Raw genomic sequence first — 15,569 nt, 5'->3', positions numbered from 1 at the left:
CCGATGCCGCAGACCCGCGAGCACATCCTGCTTGCCCGTCAGGTCGGCGTGCCGTCGATCGTGGTGTTCCTCAACAAGGTCGACCAGGTCGATGATGCCGAGCTGCTCGAACTGGTCGAGCTCGAGGTTCGCGAGCTTCTGACCAAGAACGAGTTCCCCGGCGACGACATTCCGATCGTCAAGGGCTCGGCTCTGGCTGCTCTGGAAGACTCGGACAAGAAGATCGGCGAGGACGCGATCCGCGAGCTGATGGCTGCGGTCGACGCCTACATCCCGACGCCGGTTCGTCCGCTCGACAAGCCGTTCCTGATGCCGATCGAAGACGTGTTCTCGATCTCGGGCCGTGGCACGGTTGTGACCGGTCGCGTCGAGCGCGGCGTGGTCAAGGTCGGCGAGGAACTCGAGATCATCGGCATCCGTCCGACGACCAAGACGACCTGCACCGGTGTCGAGATGTTCCGCAAGCTGCTCGACCAGGGCCAGGCCGGCGACAACATCGGCGCGCTGCTGCGCGGCGTTGATCGTGAAGGCGTCGAGCGCGGCCAGGTTCTGGCCAAGCCCGGCACGGTGAAGCCGCACAAGAAGTTCGTGGCCGAAGCCTACATCCTGACCAAGGACGAAGGTGGCCGTCACACGCCGTTCTTCACCAACTACCGTCCGCAGTTCTATTTCCGCACGACGGACGTGACCGGCATCGTGTCGCTGCCGGAAGGCACCGAGATGGTGATGCCGGGCGACAACATCACGGTCGATGTCGAGCTGATCGTGCCGATCGCCATGGAAGAGAAGCTGCGCTTCGCCATCCGTGAAGGCGGCCGCACCGTCGGTGCCGGCATCGTCGTCACCATCAAAGAGTAATTTGGACTTAAACCGATCTGTCGCGGGCGCAGGAGTTGCCCGCGCCGCGCCAGAACAAGGAAGTGACGCATGAACGGACAGAATATCCGCATCCGCCTGAAGGCGTTTGATCACCGCGTGCTCGACGCCTCGACGAAGGAAATCGTGTCGACGGCCAAGCGCACCGGTGCCAACGTCCGCGGCCCCATTCCGCTGCCGACGCGGATCGAGAAGTTTACGGTCAACCGGTCGCCTCACGTCGACAAGAAGAGCCGCGAGCAGTTCGAGATGCGCACGCACAAGCGTCTGCTCGACATCGTCGATCCGACCCCGCAGACGGTCGATGCTTTGATGAAGCTCGATCTGGCCGCCGGTGTGGACGTCGAGATCAAGCTCTAAGGGAATGAGAGCGCGGTAAGGGGCGGTGCCCCTGGCCCGGAACTCTAAAGGAATTGAACCGATGCGTTCAGGTGTGATTGCAAAGAAGGTGGGAATGACCCGCATCTACAACGATGCCGGGGAACATGTTCCCGTCACCGTTCTCCAGATGGAGAACTGTCAGGTCGTGGCGCAGCGCACGCAGGAGAAGAATGGCTACACTGCCGTTCAGCTCGGCGTTGGCCTTGCCAAGGTGAAGAACACGTCGAAGGCGCTGCGCGGCCATTTCGCGACCGCTTCCGTCGAGCCGAAGGCGAAGGTCGCCGAGTTCCGCGTCTCCGCCGACAACATGATCGATGTCGGCGCCGAGATCACCGTCGAGCATTTCGTCCCCGGCCAGAAGGTCGATGTGACGGGCACGACGATCGGCAAGGGTTTTCAGGGCGTCATCAAGCGCCACCACATGGGTGGTGGCCGTGCGACGCACGGCAACTCGGTCTCGCACCGTACGCACGGTTCGACCGGCCAGCGCCAGGACCCGGGCAAGGTGTTCAAGGGCAAGCATATGGCTGGCCACATGGGCGACACCCGCGTCACCACGCAGAATGTCGAGATCGTTTCGACCGACGCCGACCGCGGCCTGATCCTGATCCGCGGTGCGGTTCCCGGATCGAAGGGCGCCTGGATCCTGGTCCGCGACGCGGCCAAGGTGGCACTGCCGGCCAATGCGCCGAAGCCCGCCGCGATCCGCCCAGTTGCAGCAGGGAGTGCTGCTAAGAACGAGGCTCCGGCCACAGAGGGAGCGGAATAATGGATCTCAAGATCACAACGCTTGGCGGCAAGGACGCCGGCAAGGTGGAACTCTCCGAGGAGATTTTCGGCCTTGATCCGCGCGAGGACATCCTGCAGCGCGTCGTGCGCTGGCAGCTCGCCAAGAAGCAGCAGGGCACGCACAAGGCCAAGGGCCGCGCCGAGATCGCGCGCACCGGCGCCAAGATGTACAAGCAGAAGGGTACGGGCCGCGCCCGTCACCATTCCGCACGCGCTCCGCAGTTCCGCGGCGGCGGCAAGGCCCACGGCCCGGTCGTTCGCAGCCATGAGCACGAACTGCCGAAGAAGGTTCGCGCGCTTGGCCTCAAGCATGCTCTCTCGGCCAAGGCCAAGAGCGCGTCGATCATCATCATCGACGAGCTGAAGCTGACCGAGGCCAAGACCAAGGCGCTGATCGCGAATTTCGCGACGCTGGGCCTGACCAACGCTTTGGTGATCGGCGGTGCCGAGCTTGACAAGAACTTCAAGCTGGCGGCGACGAACATCCCCAACATCGACGTGCTGCCCATCCAGGGCATCAACGTCTACGACATTCTGCGCCGCGGCACGCTGGTCCTTTCGAAGGCCGCCGTCGAGGCTCTCGAGGAGCGCTTTAAATGACCGACCTTCGTCATTACGACGTGATCGTCTCGCCGGCGATCACCGAAAAGTCGACCATGGCCTCCGAGCAGAACCAGGTCGTCTTCAACGTCGCCAAGAAGGCGTCGAAGCCGGAAATCAAGGCCGCCGTCGAAGCGCTGTTCGGCGTCAAGGTGATGGCCGTGAACACGCTTGTCCGCAAGGGCAAGATCAAGCGCTTCCGCGGCACGATCGGCCGCCAGAGCGACGTCAAGAAGGCGATTGTGACGCTGGCCGACGGCCAGTCGATCGACGTCGCGACGGGTCTCTGAGCAAGGCCGCGAGGACAGAACAATGGCACTGAAAAAATTCAACCCGGTAACGCCGAGCACCCGCCAGCTGGTCATCGTCGATCGCTCGGGCCTCTACAAGGGCAAGCCCGTAAAGGGTCTGACCGAGGGCCTGACCAAATCGGGCGGCCGCAACAACTACGGTCGCATCACCGCCCGCTTCATCGGTGGCGGCCACAAGCGTTCGTACCGCATCATCGACTTCAAGCGCCGCAAGTTCGACGTTGTCGGCACGGTCGAGCGCATCGAATACGATCCGAACCGCACCGCCTTCATCGCGCTGATCAAGTACGACGATGGCGAGTTGTCCTACATCATCGCGCCGCAGCGTTTGGCTCCCGGCGACAAGATCGTGTCCGGTGAATCCGTCGACGTGAAGCCGGGCAATGCGATGCCGCTGGCCTCCATGCCGGTCGGCACCATCGTCCACAACATCGAGCTGAAGCCGGGCAAGGGCGCCCAGGTTGCCCGTTCGGCAGGTGGTTATGGCCAGCTGGTCGGTCGCGACCAGGGCATGGCGATCCTGCGTCTCAACTCGGGCGAGCAGCGTGTCGTGCACGGCTCCTGCATGGCCACCGTCGGTGCCGTGTCCAATCCGGACCACGGCAACATCAATGACGGCAAGGCTGGTCGTACGGTTTGGCGTGGCAAGCGTCCGCACAATCGCGGCGTGACCATGAACCCGGTCGACCATCCGCACGGCGGCGGCGAAGGCCGCACCTCGGGTGGCCGCCATCCGGTTTCGCCCTGGGGCAAGCCGACCAAGGGCAAGAAGACGCGGTCCAACAAGGCGACCGACAAGTTCATCCTGCGCTCGCGCCATCAGCGCAAGAGCTAAGAAGAGGTAACGCCAAGTGACTCGTTCTATTTGGAAAGGCCCCTTCATCGACGGCTACCTTCTCAAGAAGGTGGACAAGGTTCGTGAAGGTGGTCGCAATGAGGTGATCAAGATGTGGAGCCGTCGCTCCACCATCCTGCCGCAGTTCGTCGGCTTCACCTTCGGTGTCTACAACGGCCAGAAGCATGTTCCCGTCTCGGTGAACGAGGACATGGTCGGTCACAAGTTCGGTGAATTCGCTCCGACCCGGACCTATTACGGTCACGGCGCGGATAAGAAGGCGAAGAGGAAATAATCATGGGCAAGGCCAAAGCTCCGCGCAGGCTTGCTGACAACGAAGCGCGCGCCGTATTGCGCACTATCCGTATCAGCCCGCAGAAGCTGAACCTCGTTGCCGCGCTGATCCGCGGCAAGAAGGTCGCGACAGCGCTTTCCGATCTCGAATTCTCGGCCAAGCGGATTTCCGGCACGGTCAAGAAGACGCTGGAATCGGCAATCGCCAACGCGGAAAACAACCACGACCTCGACGTCGATGCACTGATCGTGGCGGAAGCCTATGTCGGCAAGTCGATCGTCATGAAGCGGTTCCATGCCCGTGGCCGTGGTCGCGCCAGCCGTATCGAGAAGCCGTTCTCGCACCTCACGATCGTCGTTCGTGAAGTCGAAGAAAAAGGGGAGGCCGCATAATGGGCCAGAAAGTCAATCCGATCGGTCTTCGCCTCGGCATCAACCGCACCTGGGATTCGCGCTGGTTCGCGAACACCGGTGAGTACGGCAAGCTGCTGCATGAGGACATCAAGATCCGCAAGTATCTTGAGAAGGAACTCAAGCAGGCCGCGATCTCGAAGGTCGTCATCGAGCGTCCGCACAAGAAGTGCCGCGTCACCATCCACGCCGCACGCCCGGGTCTGATCATCGGCAAGAAGGGCGCCGACATCGAGAAGCTTCGCAAGAAGCTGATGGAGATGACGAAGTCCGAGACGCACCTCAACATCGTTGAAGTGCGCAAGCCGGAAATCGACGCGACCCTGGTTGCCCAGTCGATCGCCCAGCAGCTCGAGCGTCGTATCGCGTTCCGTCGCGCCATGAAGCGCGCCGTGCAGTCGGCGATGCGCCTCGGTGCCGAAGGCATCCGCATCAACTGCGCCGGCCGTCTTGGCGGTGCTGAGATTGCGCGCATGGAATGGTACCGCGAAGGCCGCGTGCCGCTGCATACGTTGCGCGCCGATGTCGACTACGGCACGGCCGAGGCGAACACGGCGTACGGCATCTGCGGCGTCAAGGTCTGGGTGTTCAAGGGCGAGATCCTCGAGCACGACCCGATGGCTTCGGAGCGTCGTGCGACCGAGGGTGATGCTGCACATGGCGGTGGTGGTGATCGCGAACGCGGTCGTCGTCGCGAAAACGCCTGAGACATTTAGGAATTTGGAGTTAGAACGATGCTGCAGCCAAAGCGCACAAAGTTCCGCAAGCAGTTCAAGGGCCGTATCCATGGTACCGCAAAGGGCGGCACCAATCTGGATTTCGGTGGTTTCGGGCTGAAGGCGCTTGAGCCGAACCGCGTCACCGCACGTGAGATCGAGGCGGCCCGCCGCGCGATTACCCGTGAAATGAAGCGCGCCGGTCGCGTCTGGATCCGTATTTTCCCGGACGTGCCGGTCACTTCGAAGCCGACCGAAGTCCGCATGGGCAAGGGCAAGGGCGCGGTCGACTACTGGGCGGCGCGCGTCAAGCCGGGCCGCATCATGTTCGAGATCGACGGCGTCAATGAAGAAACCGCCCGTGAGGCACTGCGTCTCGGCGCGGCCAAGCTCTCGGTCAAGACGCGCTTCGTGCAGCGCATCGCAGAATAAGGACGGGCTGATCATGAAAGCCGAAGACATCCGGACCAAGACCCAGGACCAGCTGACCGACGACCTGGCCAGCCTGAAGAAGGAGCAGTTCAACCTGCGCTTCCAGAAGGCCACCGGCCAGCTCGAGAAGACCGCGCGCGTGAGACAGGTCCGTAAGGACATTGCGCGTATCAAGACCATCGCTGCGGAAAAGTCCGCGGCTAAGAAGGCTTAAGGACGAAAACCATGCCAAAGCGCATTCTGCAGGGCACCGTCGTCAGCGACAAGAACGAGAAGACGGTTGTCGTCAAGGTCGAACGGCGCTTCACGCATCCCGTGATGAAGAAGACCGTGCGCATGACCAAGAAGTACAAGGCGCACGACGAGAACAACGCCCACAAGGTTGGCGATCAGGTGTTCATCCAGGAATCGAAGCCGATTTCCAAGGATAAGCGCTGGATCGTCGTGTCTTCGGACCAGGCGTAAACAAACGAATTTTGGACAGACCGGGGAGGGGCTTAGGGCCCGTCCCGTTAGAAAAGAAGAAGGCGGCCAGTCATGATTCAGATGCAAACAAACCTCGACGTCGCGGATAATTCCGGCGCCCGTCGTGTCATGTGCATCAAGGTGCTGGGCGGCTCGAAGCGGAAATACGCTTCCGTGGGCGACATCATCGTGGTGTCGATCAAGGAAGCCATCCCGCGCGGCCGCGTGAAGAAGGGCGATGTGATGAAGGCGGTCGTGGTTCGCACGGCCAAGGACATCCGCCGCCCGGACGGCAGCGTGATCCGTTTCGACAAGAACGCAGCCGTTCTCGTCGACAACAAGAAAGAGCCGATCGGCACGCGTATCTTCGGACCGGTTCCGCGCGAACTCCGCGCCAAGAACCACATGAAGATCATCTCGCTCGCGCCAGAAGTGCTGTAAGGAGCCGGACCAATGCAAAAAATTAGAAAAGGCGACAAGGTCGTCGTGCTGGCCGGCAAGGACAAGGGCCGTTCGGGCGAAGTCCTCTCGGTTCAGCCGAAGGATGACACCGCGCTGGTGCGCGGCGTCAACATGATCCGTCGTCACCAGAAGCAGTCCCAGTCCCAAGAGGGCGGGATCATCACCAAGGAAGCGCCGATCCAGCTGTCGAACATCGCGCTGGCCGACCCCAAGGATGGCAAGCCGACCCGCGTCGGCTTCATCTTCCAGAAGGACGGCAAGAAGGTGCGCGTCGCCAAGCGCTCGGGAGAAGTCATCAATGGCTAAGGCTCAAACCACGAAGCCCAAGGCTGAAAGCAAGCAGTCCAAGGCTCAGAACACGCCGCGCCTCAAGCAGGTCTACAACGAGACCATCCGCAAGGCGCTGCAGGAGCAGTTCGGCTACGAGAACGAGATGCAGGTTCCCCGCATCGACAAGATCGTGCTGAACATGGGCGTTGGCGAAGCGACCGGCGACTCGAAGAAGCCTTCGATCGCTGCCGAGGACCTTGCGATGATCGCCGGCCAGAAGGCTGTAGTCACCCGCGCCCGCAACTCCATCGCCGGCTTCAAGGTCCGCGAGAAGATGCCGATCGGCGCCAAGGTCACGCTGCGCAAGGAACGCATGTACGAGTTCCTCGACCGCCTCGTGAACATCGCACTGCCACGCGTCCGCGACTTCCGCGGACTCAATCCGAAGAGCTTCGATGGCCGTGGCAACTATGCCATGGGCATCAAGGAACACATCGTGTTCCCGGAGATCAACTACGACAAGGTTGATCAGATCTGGGGCATGGACGTCATCGTTTGTACGACTGCGAAGACGGACGACGAAGCCAGGGCATTGCTCAAGGCTTTCAACTTCCCCTTCCGCCAGTAACGGCAGCGAGAAAAGGAAAAATCTGAAATGGCAAAGACCAGCTCAGTCGAGAAGAACAACAGGCGCCGCAAGCTTGCCGACCAGTACGGTCCCAAGCGCGCTGCGCTGAAGGCGATCATCATGGATCAGTCCAAGCCGATGGAAGAGCGCTTCCGCGCTCAGCTCAAGCTTGCCGCCATGCCGCGCAACTCGGCCAAGATCCGCATCCGCAACCGCTGCGAAGTCACCGGCCGTCCGCGCGCCTACTATCGCAAGCTCAAAGTATCGCGCATCGCGCTCCGTGATCTCGGCAACAACGGCCAGATCCCGGGCCTGGTCAAGTCGAGCTGGTAAGGAGGACATAACATGTCATTGAGCGATCCTCTCGGCGATATGCTGACCCGCATCCGCAACGCCTACGGCCGCAAGAAGTCGAGCGTCTCGACGCCGGCCTCGCGCCTGCGTACCCGCGTCCTCGACGTGCTGAAGGCTGAAGGCTATATCCGCGATTACAGCCAGACAGACTTCGACAACGGCAAGTCCGAAATCGAGATCGAGCTGAAGTATTTCGACGGCGCGCCGGTCGTGCGCGAAATAGCCCGCGTCTCGAAGCCTGGTCGCCGCGTCTATGTTTCGGCCAAGTCGATTCCGCACGTCGCCAACGGCCTCGGCATCGCCATCCTTTCGACACCGAAGGGCGTGATGGCCGACCACGAAGCGCGTGAACAGAACGTCGGTGGTGAAATCCTCTGCCAGATCTTCTGATCTGGCGTGATCGGAAAAATTGGAATCCGGTCTTCGGGGTCATGCCCGAAGACAGAGACCTGAAACAAGAGAAGTGACGAGGACAACAAAATGTCTCGTATTGGAAAGAAACCCGTTTCGCTGCCGCAGGGCGTGACCGCGACCGTCAACGGCCAGACCGTGACGGCGAAGGGCCCCAAGGGCGAGCTGAAGTTCGTGGTGAACGAAGAAGTGCTGGTCAAGATGGAAGGCAGCGAGATCGCTGTCCAGCCGCGCGACCAGACCAAGACGGCGCGCTCCAAGTGGGGCATGTCGCGCACGCAGATCGTGAACATCCTGCAGGGTGTGAAGGACGGCTTCGAGAAGAAGCTCGAGATCACCGGCGTCGGCTATCGCGCCGCCATGCAGGGCAAGAACCTGCAGCTGGCACTTGGCTTCAGCCATGACGTCGTCTACGAGACGCCGGCCGGTATCACGATCGCTGTGCCGAAGCCGACGGAAATCACCGTGACCGGCATCGACAAGCAGCAGGTCGGCCAGGTTGCCGCCGAGATCCGCGAATACCGCGGTCCCGAGCCCTACAAGGGCAAGGGCGTCCGCTACGCTGGCGAGAAGATCGTCCGCAAGGAAGGCAAGAAGAAGTAGTGGGCTTGGGCCCGAAAAGTTGCAGACTTTTCGGAAAGGACCAAGCCAAAGAAGTGTAACGCCGCGGGGAGCGGTCGCGGGAGGCGTTTTCGCCTACCGCATATGGCGGCCCCCGTTTTTTGAAGGCAAGGAAGACTATCATGGGTACCAAGGAATCCACGCAGCGCCGTGCGCAGCGCGTCCGTCGTCAGATCAAGAAGGTCGCCGGCGAGCGTCCGCGTCTGTCGGTTCACCGCACGTCGAAGAACATCTATGTGCAGGTCATCGACGACGCCAAGGGCCACACCATCGTCGCTGCCTCGACGCTCGAGAAGGACCTCAAGGGTTCGCTCAAGACCGGCGCCGACACTGCCGCTGCCGCCGCGATCGGCAAGCTGATCGCCGAGCGCGCCACCAAGGCCGGCGTCAAGGAAGTCGTCTTCGACCGCGGCGCCTACATCTATCACGGCCGCGTCAAGGCGCTCGCCGAGGCTGCCCGTGAAGGCGGCTTGAGCTTCTAAAGAACTTTCGCCCCCGGTGACCCACAGAGGCGCCGGATCTTATCAGCAACCGTGCTTCCGGAAAAAAACAAGGAACAGGATATGGCACAGGAACGTAGGGATGGCGGCCGCGGCCGCGATCGTGAGGAACGCGATGACGGCATGGTGGACAAGCTCGTCCACATCAACCGCGTCGCCAAGGTCGTCAAGGGCGGCCGTCGCTTTGGTTTTGCAGCACTCGTCGTCGTCGGCGACCAGAAGGGCCGCGTGGGCTTTGGTCACGGCAAGGCGCGCGAAGTGCCGGAAGCTATCCGCAAGGCAACTGAATCGGCCAAGCGCGACATGATCTTCGTGCCGCTGCGCTCGGGTCGTACGCTGCACCACGACGTCGAAGGACGCTGGGGCGCCGGACGTGTTCTGCTGCGCGCTGCCAAGCAAGGTACCGGCATCATCGCCGGTGGCCCGATGCGCGCCGTCTTCGAGACGCTCGGCATGCATGACGTGGTTGCCAAGTCGATGGGTTCGTCGAACCCCTACAACATGGTTCGCGCCACCTTCGACGCGCTGAAGAGCCAGATGCATCCCAAGGATGTGGCTGCTGCTCGTGGCATCAAGTATTCGACCCTTCAGGCCCGCCGCGGCACCGCCGTTGCGGCTGAAGAATAGTCGATCTGACCAGGGATTTTGACCATGGCCAAGAAAGCAACAAAGACCGTCACCGTTGAGCAGATCGGCTCGCCGATCCGCCGCCCGAAGGAACAGCGCGCGACGCTGGTCGGGCTCGGCCTCAACAAGATGCACAAGCAGCGCACGCTGGAAGATACGCCCTCCGTGCGCGGCATGATCGCTGCCGTCCAGCATCTCGTCCGCGTCGTGGACGAGGGCTGAGCCAGAGCGCAGGAGAACCCAGATGAAACTCAACGATCTGCGTGACAAGGACGGCGCGACGCACTCCAAGAAGCGTCTCGGCCGCGGCATCGGCTCCGGCTCCGGCAAGACGGCCGGTCGCGGCGTCAAGGGCCAGAAGGCGCGCTCCGGCGTCGCCATCAACGGCTTCGAGGGTGGCCAGATGCCGCTCTACAGGCGTCTGCCGAAGCGTGGCTTCAACAACATCTTCGCCAAGAGCTTCACCGTCGTCTCGCTGGCCCGTATCCAGGTGGCCATCGACGCCAAGAAGCTCGACGCCAAGGCAACCGTGACGGCTGAATCGCTGGTCGCTGCCGGCGTCATTCGCCGCCTCAAGGACGGCGTGCGCATCCTCTCGGACGGCGAGATCAAGGCGAAGCTCGCCTTCGACGTCGCCGGCGCCTCCAAGGCCGCGATCGAGAAGATCGAGAAGGCCGGCGGCTCGGTCAAGTTGCCGGAAAAGGCAGCTGCCGAGTAACGGCAATTTGAAGCGCGAGCGGGATCCGTTTTTGCTCACGATTGCGCTTTGATCTGCTCAATTAGGCGGCCGCGTCAACGCGGCCGCTTGCATGTTTAGAGCCCGGAGCTTATCTCGTGAGCTTCGGTGAAACGCGCCGCCTGACCTCAAGGGCCATCAAGCGTTACCAAGCGGAGAATCAGGCATGGCTTCGGCTGCTGAACAACTAGCCTCGAATCTGAATTTCTCGGCCTTCGCCAAAGCGGAGGACCTGAAGAAACGCATCTGGTTCACCATCGGCGCGTTGCTCGTCTATCGCCTCGGCACCTATATTCCGCTTCCCGGTATCAATCCCGACGCCTTCGCCCAGGCCTTCTCGTCGCAGAGCAAGGGCGTGCTCGGCATGTTCAACATGTTCGCCGGCGGCGCCGTGCAGCGCATGGCGATCTTTGCGCTTGGCATCATGCCGTACATCTCCGCCTCCATCATCATGCAGCTGATGACGTCGGTTATCCCGTCGCTGGAAGCGCTGAAGAAGGAAGGCGAACAGGGCCGCAAGGTCATCAACCAGTACACGCGCTACGGCACCGTGCTGCTTGCGCTGGTTCAGGCCTATGGCATTTCGGTCGGCCTGGAGGGTGGCAACGGCATCGTCAGCGATCCCGGCATGTTCTTCCGTATCTCGACCGTCGTCACGCTGGTCGGCGGCACCATGTTCCTGATGTGGCTGGGCGAACAGATCACCGCCCGCGGCATCGGCAACGGCATCTCGCTGATCATCTTCTCCGGCATCGTCGCCGGCCTGCCGCATGCCATCTCCGGCACGCTGGAGCTTGGCCGCACCGGCGCGCTGTCGACCGGCCTCATCCTGGCGATCATCGTTCTGGCCATCGTCGTCATCGCCTTGATCGTGTTCTTCGAGCGCGCCCAGCGCCGCTTGCTGATCCAGTATCCGAAGCGCCAGGTCGGCAACCGCATGTTCCAGGGCGATACCTCGCATCTGCCGCTGAAGCTCAACACGTCGGGCGTCATTCCGCCGATCTTCGCCTCGTCGCTGCTGTTGCTGCCGGCCACCGTCGCCGGCTTCTCGCAGACGACCAACATGCCGGCCTGGGCAAGCACCGTCCTGGCGTCGCTCGGCCACGGCCAGCCGCTCTACATGGCTTTCTACGCGGCGATGATCGTGTTCTTCGCCTTCTTCTACACTGCGATTGTCTTCAACCCGAAGGACACCGCCGACCAGCTCAAGAAGCATTCGGGCTTCATCCCGGGCTATCGTCCGGGCGAGCGCACCGCCGATTACATCGATTACGTTCTCACCCGCATCACCGTCGTCGGCGCCATCTATCTGGTGCTGGTGTGCCTGCTGCCGGAGTTCCTGATCTCGGCGACTGGCGTACCATTCTACCTTGGTGGCACATCGCTTCTGATCGTGGTCAGTGTCACGCTCGATACGGTTGCGCAGATTCAGGGCCACCTGATCGCGCACCAGTATGAAGGCCTGATCAAGAAGTCGAAGCTGCGCGGGGGGAAGAAAGCCAGATGAGGTTGATATTGCTTGGGCCGCCAGGGGCGGGCAAGGGGACACAAGCACAAAGACTGGTAGAAAAACACGGCATACCCCAGCTCTCGACGGGCGACATGCTGCGTGCTGCAGTCCAGGCTGGCACCGAAGTCGGCAAACGCGCCAAGGCGGTGATGGATGCCGGTGAACTGGTTTCCGACGCCATCGTCAACGCCATCGTCGCCGAACGCATCGATCAGCCGGATTGCGCGAAGGGGTTCATCCTCGACGGATATCCGCGAACCCTGGTGCAGGCGGACGCGGTAGAGCAAATGCTTTCGGACCGCTCGCAGGGCCTCGATGCGGTCATTGAACTTGTCGTCGACGACAAGGCGCTGGTTGGTCGTATCGTCAAGCGCGCCAACGAGGCGCAGGCCGCCGGCCAGCCCGTGCGCAAGGACGACAATCCGACCGTGTTCGAGGAGCGTCTGAGGGAATACTACAAGAAGACGGCGCCGCTGATTGGCTACTATTATGCCAAGGGCACGCTCCGCAGCGTCGACGGCATGGCCGATATTGATGCCGTGACGGGACAGATCGAAGCGGTGCTCAGGGACGCAACGCGGGGAATTTAAACGATTGCACTTGACGGGAGCGGTTCGCTGCGGTATGGCGGCCCGTCTTCCTATCAGGCATCGGTTTTGCTTGTCCGCAAGGGCAAGGCAGCCGCTTTGAACTGGAAACTCCCGCATGGGCCGGCCTCCACCGGACGCGGGGCAACTTAAGATAGCGCCGGTTCGTCCGGCCCACATGGAGAAGAGAAGAATATGGCTCGTATAGCCGGCGTCAACATTCCGACCAACAAGCGCGTCGTCATTGCGCTTCAGTACATTCACGGCATTGGCAAGAAGTTCGCCCAGGAGATCGTCGACAAGGTCGGCATCCCGGCCGAGCGTCGCGTCAACCAGCTCACCGACGCGGAAGTGCTGCAGATCCGCGAAACCATCGACCGCGACTATCAGGTCGAGGGCGACCTGCGCCGCGAAGTCTCGATGAACATCAAGCGGCTGATGGACCTCGGCTGCTACCGCGGCCTGCGTCACCGCCGCTCGCTGCCGGTTCGCGGCCAGCGCACGCATACCAATGCGCGCACCCGCAAGGGCCCGGCCAAGTCGATCGCCGGCAAGAAGAAGTAATTGAGCGAATAGCGATTGGTTCGTAGCGAATAGGTTTCTACCCACTATTCGCTACGCCCTACTCGCTTTTGCAAGGTGGAGCCGCTGGCATTACGGCGGTGTAGAGATCAACTGAAAGGACTATCATGGCCAAGGAAGCCGCTCGTGTTCGCCGCCGCGAACGCAAGAACATCTCGTCGGGCGTCGCCCACGTCAATTCGACCTTCAACAACACGATGATCACCATCACCGACGCACAGGGCAATTCGATTGCCTGGTCGTCGGCCGGTGCCCAGGGCTTCAAGGGTTCGCGCAAGTCGACCCCGTTCGCTGCCCAGATGGCTGCCGAGGACGTTGCCAAGAAGGCCCAGGAACACGGCATGCGCATGCTCGAAGTCGAGGTCTGCGGACCCGGCTCCGGTCGTGAATCGGCACTGCGCGCCCTGCAGGCGGCCGGCTTCACCATCACCTCGATCCGTGATGTGACGCCGATCCCGCACAATGGCTGCCGCCCGCGCAAGAAGCGCCGCGTCTAAAAAATTACCGAACGCCGCGCGAGCGCCCTTTGGGGTGCTCCTCCACGGCATTCCAGGTCGCCCGCCACGATTGGATGGTGGCGGGTCAACGGAAGGAAAGCATCATGATCCAGAAAAATTGGCAGGAACTGATCAAGCCGAACAAGATCGAGTTCTCGTCGAAGAAGAAGACGCTGACCACGCTGGTCGCCGAGCCGCTTGAGCGTGGCTTTGGCCTGACGCTCGGCAACGCGCTGCGCCGCGTGCTTCTGTCTTCGCTGCGCGGTGCGGCTGTTACCGCCGTGCAGATCGACGGCGTTCTGCATGAATTCTCGTCCATCGCCGGCGTGCGCGAGGACGTGACCGACATCGTCTTGAACATCAAGGAAATCGCCATCCGCATGGAAGGCGATGGCCCCAAGCGCATGGTCGTGCGCAAGCAGGGACCGGGTGCGGTTCTCGCCGGCGACATCCAGACGGTTGGCGATGTCGAAATCCTCAACCCCGACCACGTCATCTGCACGCTGGACGAAGGCGCTGAAATCCGCATGGAATTCACCGTCGACACCGGCAAGGGCTACGTGCCGGCCGACCGCAACCGCGCCGAAGACGCGCCGATCGGCCTGATCCCCGTCGACAGCCTGTATTCGCCGGTCAAGAAGGTCTCCTACAAGGTCGAGAACACCCGCGAGGGCCAGGTCCTCGACTATGACAAGCTGACCATGACCATCGAGACCGACGGTTCGATCACTGGCGAGGACGCGGTGGCTTTCGCTGCCCGCATCCTGCAAGACCAACTCGGCCTGTTCGTCAACTTCGACGAGCCGCAGAAGGAAGTCGCCGCCGAAGCCGTCACCGAGCTCGCCTTCAACCCGGCGCTGCTCAAGAAGGTCGACGAGCTCGAGCTTTCGGTGCGTTCGGCCAACTGCCTGAAGAACGACAACATCGTCTATATCGGCGACCTGATCCAGAAGACCGAAGCCGAGATGCTGCGCACCCCGAACTTCGGCCGCAAGTCGCTGAACGAGATCAAGGAAGTCCTGGCGGCAATGGGCCTGCACCTCGGCATGGAAGTGCCGGACTGGCCGCCGGAAAACATCGAAGACCTCGCCAAGCGTTACGAAGATCAATATTGAGGCGTTGCCTCTGAACCCGCAATGAAGGAGAAGAGCCATGCGCCACGGATTTAAGGGCCGCCGGTTCGCCCGCAGCATAAGCCACCGCAAGTCGATGTTCGCGAACCTGGCGGTGTCGCTGCTCGAGCACGAGCAGATCGTCACCACCCTGCCGAAGGCGAAGGATTTGCGTCCGATCGTCGAGAAGTTGGTGACGCTCGGCAAGCGCGGCGACCTGCACGCCCGCCGCCAGGTGATCGCGCAGATCGGCAATGAAGGCGTCGTCAAGCGCCTGTTCGATACCATCGCCCCGCGCTACGCCACCCGCAATGGCGGCTATCTGCGCATCATGAAGGCGGGCTTCCGTCACGGCGATAATGCCGCCATGGCGGTCATCGAGTTCGTCGATCGCGACACCTCGGCCAAGGGCGCCGGCGACCGCGCTCGCATCGAAGCCGAAGGCACCGACGCGGACGCCGCAGCCGCGTAAGGCTTGGTTTCCGGAATGAATTCGAAGGGGCCTGCGGGCCCCTTTTTGTTTTCTGAAAGCAGGAGATTGCAGTCAAAGCGGATCTTCAGG

General features: G+C 62.0%; 28 protein-coding genes. All 28 read left to right on the top strand.

All coding sequences use genetic code 11. The features are described 5' to 3' along the window. A partial coding sequence (locus HNQ71_RS20080; protein WP_184874356.1) for an elongation factor Tu occupies positions 1 to 858 on the top strand: 858 nt, incomplete at its 5' end. Positions 859 to 927: 69 nt separating this feature from the next. After that, positions 928 to 1,236, top strand: a complete 309-nt coding sequence (gene rpsJ / locus HNQ71_RS20075) for a 30S ribosomal protein S10 (protein ID WP_010909272.1) — start codon at positions 928 to 930, stop codon at positions 1,234 to 1,236. Between the two features lie 61 nt (positions 1,237 to 1,297). Further along, positions 1,298 to 2,026 (top strand): 50S ribosomal protein L3, encoded by a 729-nt coding sequence (rplC, locus tag HNQ71_RS20070; protein ID WP_184874355.1) that lies wholly within the window; start codon positions 1,298 to 1,300, stop codon positions 2,024 to 2,026. Next, positions 2,026 to 2,646: a 50S ribosomal protein L4 gene (gene rplD, locus HNQ71_RS20065; RefSeq protein ID WP_006333366.1), complete on the top strand. Its 621-nt coding sequence runs from the start codon at positions 2,026 to 2,028 to the stop codon at positions 2,644 to 2,646. Before rplC ends, rplD begins: the two co-directional genes overlap by 1 nt. After that, complete coding sequence (locus HNQ71_RS20060) at positions 2,643 to 2,936, top strand: 50S ribosomal protein L23 (RefSeq protein WP_010909275.1); 294 nt, start codon at positions 2,643 to 2,645, stop codon at positions 2,934 to 2,936. Before rplD ends, HNQ71_RS20060 begins: the two co-directional genes overlap by 4 nt. 22 nt (positions 2,937 to 2,958) lie before the next feature. Beyond that, entirely contained in the window at positions 2,959 to 3,792 is an 834-nt protein-coding gene (gene rplB / locus HNQ71_RS20055; RefSeq protein WP_184874354.1) for a 50S ribosomal protein L2, read from the top strand. 16 nt (positions 3,793 to 3,808) lie between these two features. Next, on the top strand, positions 3,809 to 4,087 hold the full coding sequence (rpsS, locus tag HNQ71_RS20050) for a 30S ribosomal protein S19 (RefSeq protein ID WP_006205463.1): 279 nt from the start codon (positions 3,809 to 3,811) through the stop codon (positions 4,085 to 4,087). 2 nt (positions 4,088 to 4,089) lie between these two features. Beyond that, complete coding sequence (gene rplV, locus HNQ71_RS20045) at positions 4,090 to 4,479, top strand: 50S ribosomal protein L22 (RefSeq protein ID WP_006205462.1); 390 nt, start codon at positions 4,090 to 4,092, stop codon at positions 4,477 to 4,479. Continuing rightward, complete coding sequence (rpsC, locus tag HNQ71_RS20040; RefSeq protein ID WP_013895697.1) at positions 4,479 to 5,204, top strand: 30S ribosomal protein S3; 726 nt, start codon at positions 4,479 to 4,481, stop codon at positions 5,202 to 5,204. Before rplV ends, rpsC begins: the two co-directional genes overlap by 1 nt. Before the next feature lie 27 nt (positions 5,205 to 5,231). Continuing rightward, entirely contained in the window at positions 5,232 to 5,645 is a 414-nt protein-coding gene (gene rplP / locus HNQ71_RS20035; protein ID WP_013531427.1) for a 50S ribosomal protein L16, read from the top strand. A 13-nt stretch (positions 5,646 to 5,658) separates the two neighbouring features. Beyond that, positions 5,659 to 5,859 carry a 50S ribosomal protein L29 gene (gene rpmC / locus HNQ71_RS20030; RefSeq protein ID WP_006205459.1) on the top strand — a complete coding sequence of 67 codons (201 nt, stop codon included), beginning with the start codon at positions 5,659 to 5,661 and terminating at the stop codon, positions 5,857 to 5,859. An 11-nt stretch (positions 5,860 to 5,870) separates the two neighbouring features. Then, positions 5,871 to 6,110 (top strand): 30S ribosomal protein S17, encoded by a 240-nt coding sequence (gene rpsQ, locus HNQ71_RS20025; protein ID WP_010909280.1) that lies wholly within the window; start codon positions 5,871 to 5,873, stop codon positions 6,108 to 6,110. Positions 6,111 to 6,182: 72 nt separating this feature from the next. Beyond that, entirely contained in the window at positions 6,183 to 6,551 is a 369-nt protein-coding gene (gene rplN, locus HNQ71_RS20020) for a 50S ribosomal protein L14 (RefSeq protein ID WP_006205457.1), read from the top strand. A gap of 12 nt (positions 6,552 to 6,563) precedes the next feature. Further along, positions 6,564 to 6,878, top strand: coding sequence for a 50S ribosomal protein L24 (rplX, locus tag HNQ71_RS20015; protein ID WP_006205456.1), 315 nt, complete (start codon positions 6,564 to 6,566; stop codon positions 6,876 to 6,878). Then, positions 6,871 to 7,470, top strand: coding sequence for a 50S ribosomal protein L5 (gene rplE / locus HNQ71_RS20010; RefSeq protein WP_111548980.1), 600 nt, complete (start codon positions 6,871 to 6,873; stop codon positions 7,468 to 7,470). The genes rplX and rplE overlap by 8 nt, the downstream gene beginning before the upstream one ends. Positions 7,471 to 7,497: 27 nt before the next feature. Next, positions 7,498 to 7,803, top strand: a complete 306-nt coding sequence (rpsN, locus tag HNQ71_RS20005) for a 30S ribosomal protein S14 (RefSeq protein WP_013895695.1) — start codon at positions 7,498 to 7,500, stop codon at positions 7,801 to 7,803. A gap of 12 nt (positions 7,804 to 7,815) precedes the next feature. Further along, positions 7,816 to 8,214, top strand: a complete 399-nt coding sequence (gene rpsH, locus HNQ71_RS20000) for a 30S ribosomal protein S8 (RefSeq protein WP_006205453.1) — start codon at positions 7,816 to 7,818, stop codon at positions 8,212 to 8,214. Between the two features lie 90 nt (positions 8,215 to 8,304). Then, the gene (gene rplF / locus HNQ71_RS19995) at positions 8,305 to 8,838 is read left to right on the top strand and encodes a 50S ribosomal protein L6 (RefSeq protein WP_095089683.1); all 534 of its coding nucleotides are present in this window, start codon (positions 8,305 to 8,307) and stop codon (positions 8,836 to 8,838) included. Positions 8,839 to 8,978: 140 nt separating this feature from the next. Continuing rightward, positions 8,979 to 9,338, top strand: coding sequence for a 50S ribosomal protein L18 (rplR, locus tag HNQ71_RS19990; RefSeq protein WP_023757972.1), 360 nt, complete (start codon positions 8,979 to 8,981; stop codon positions 9,336 to 9,338). Between the two features lie 81 nt (positions 9,339 to 9,419). After that, complete coding sequence (gene rpsE / locus HNQ71_RS19985; RefSeq protein WP_006333394.1) at positions 9,420 to 9,983, top strand: 30S ribosomal protein S5; 564 nt, start codon at positions 9,420 to 9,422, stop codon at positions 9,981 to 9,983. A 24-nt stretch (positions 9,984 to 10,007) separates the two neighbouring features. Next, on the top strand, positions 10,008 to 10,205 hold the full coding sequence (gene rpmD / locus HNQ71_RS19980; protein ID WP_023736690.1) for a 50S ribosomal protein L30: 198 nt from the start codon (positions 10,008 to 10,010) through the stop codon (positions 10,203 to 10,205). Between the two features lie 22 nt (positions 10,206 to 10,227). Beyond that, complete coding sequence (rplO, locus tag HNQ71_RS19975; protein WP_184874353.1) at positions 10,228 to 10,701, top strand: 50S ribosomal protein L15; 474 nt, start codon at positions 10,228 to 10,230, stop codon at positions 10,699 to 10,701. Positions 10,702 to 10,885: 184 nt separating this feature from the next. Next, a complete protein-coding gene (secY, locus tag HNQ71_RS19970; protein ID WP_126069209.1) occupies positions 10,886 to 12,226 on the top strand; it encodes a preprotein translocase subunit SecY in 1,341 nt (446 codons plus the stop codon). Beyond that, entirely contained in the window at positions 12,223 to 12,819 is a 597-nt protein-coding gene (locus HNQ71_RS19965; protein ID WP_095089687.1) for an adenylate kinase, read from the top strand. The genes secY and HNQ71_RS19965 overlap by 4 nt, the downstream gene beginning before the upstream one ends. Before the next feature lie 192 nt (positions 12,820 to 13,011). Continuing rightward, positions 13,012 to 13,380: a 30S ribosomal protein S13 gene (gene rpsM, locus HNQ71_RS19960; RefSeq protein WP_006205445.1), complete on the top strand. Its 369-nt coding sequence runs from the start codon at positions 13,012 to 13,014 to the stop codon at positions 13,378 to 13,380. Between the two features lie 125 nt (positions 13,381 to 13,505). Beyond that, positions 13,506 to 13,895: a 30S ribosomal protein S11 gene (gene rpsK, locus HNQ71_RS19955; RefSeq protein WP_006205444.1), complete on the top strand. Its 390-nt coding sequence runs from the start codon at positions 13,506 to 13,508 to the stop codon at positions 13,893 to 13,895. Between the two features lie 104 nt (positions 13,896 to 13,999). Further along, positions 14,000 to 15,010: a DNA-directed RNA polymerase subunit alpha gene (locus tag HNQ71_RS19950; RefSeq protein ID WP_013531438.1), complete on the top strand. Its 1,011-nt coding sequence runs from the start codon at positions 14,000 to 14,002 to the stop codon at positions 15,008 to 15,010. A gap of 37 nt (positions 15,011 to 15,047) precedes the next feature. After that, positions 15,048 to 15,479, top strand: a complete 432-nt coding sequence (gene rplQ, locus HNQ71_RS19945) for a 50S ribosomal protein L17 (protein WP_056588614.1) — start codon at positions 15,048 to 15,050, stop codon at positions 15,477 to 15,479. Positions 15,480 to 15,569: the final 90 nt, after the last annotated feature.

Origin of the sequence: Mesorhizobium sangaii (assembly GCF_014207355.1) — a bacterium.
Taxonomy (GTDB): Bacteria; Pseudomonadota; Alphaproteobacteria; order Rhizobiales; family Rhizobiaceae; genus Mesorhizobium; species Mesorhizobium sangaii.
This window is presented reverse-complemented; position numbering and strand designations above follow the sequence as displayed.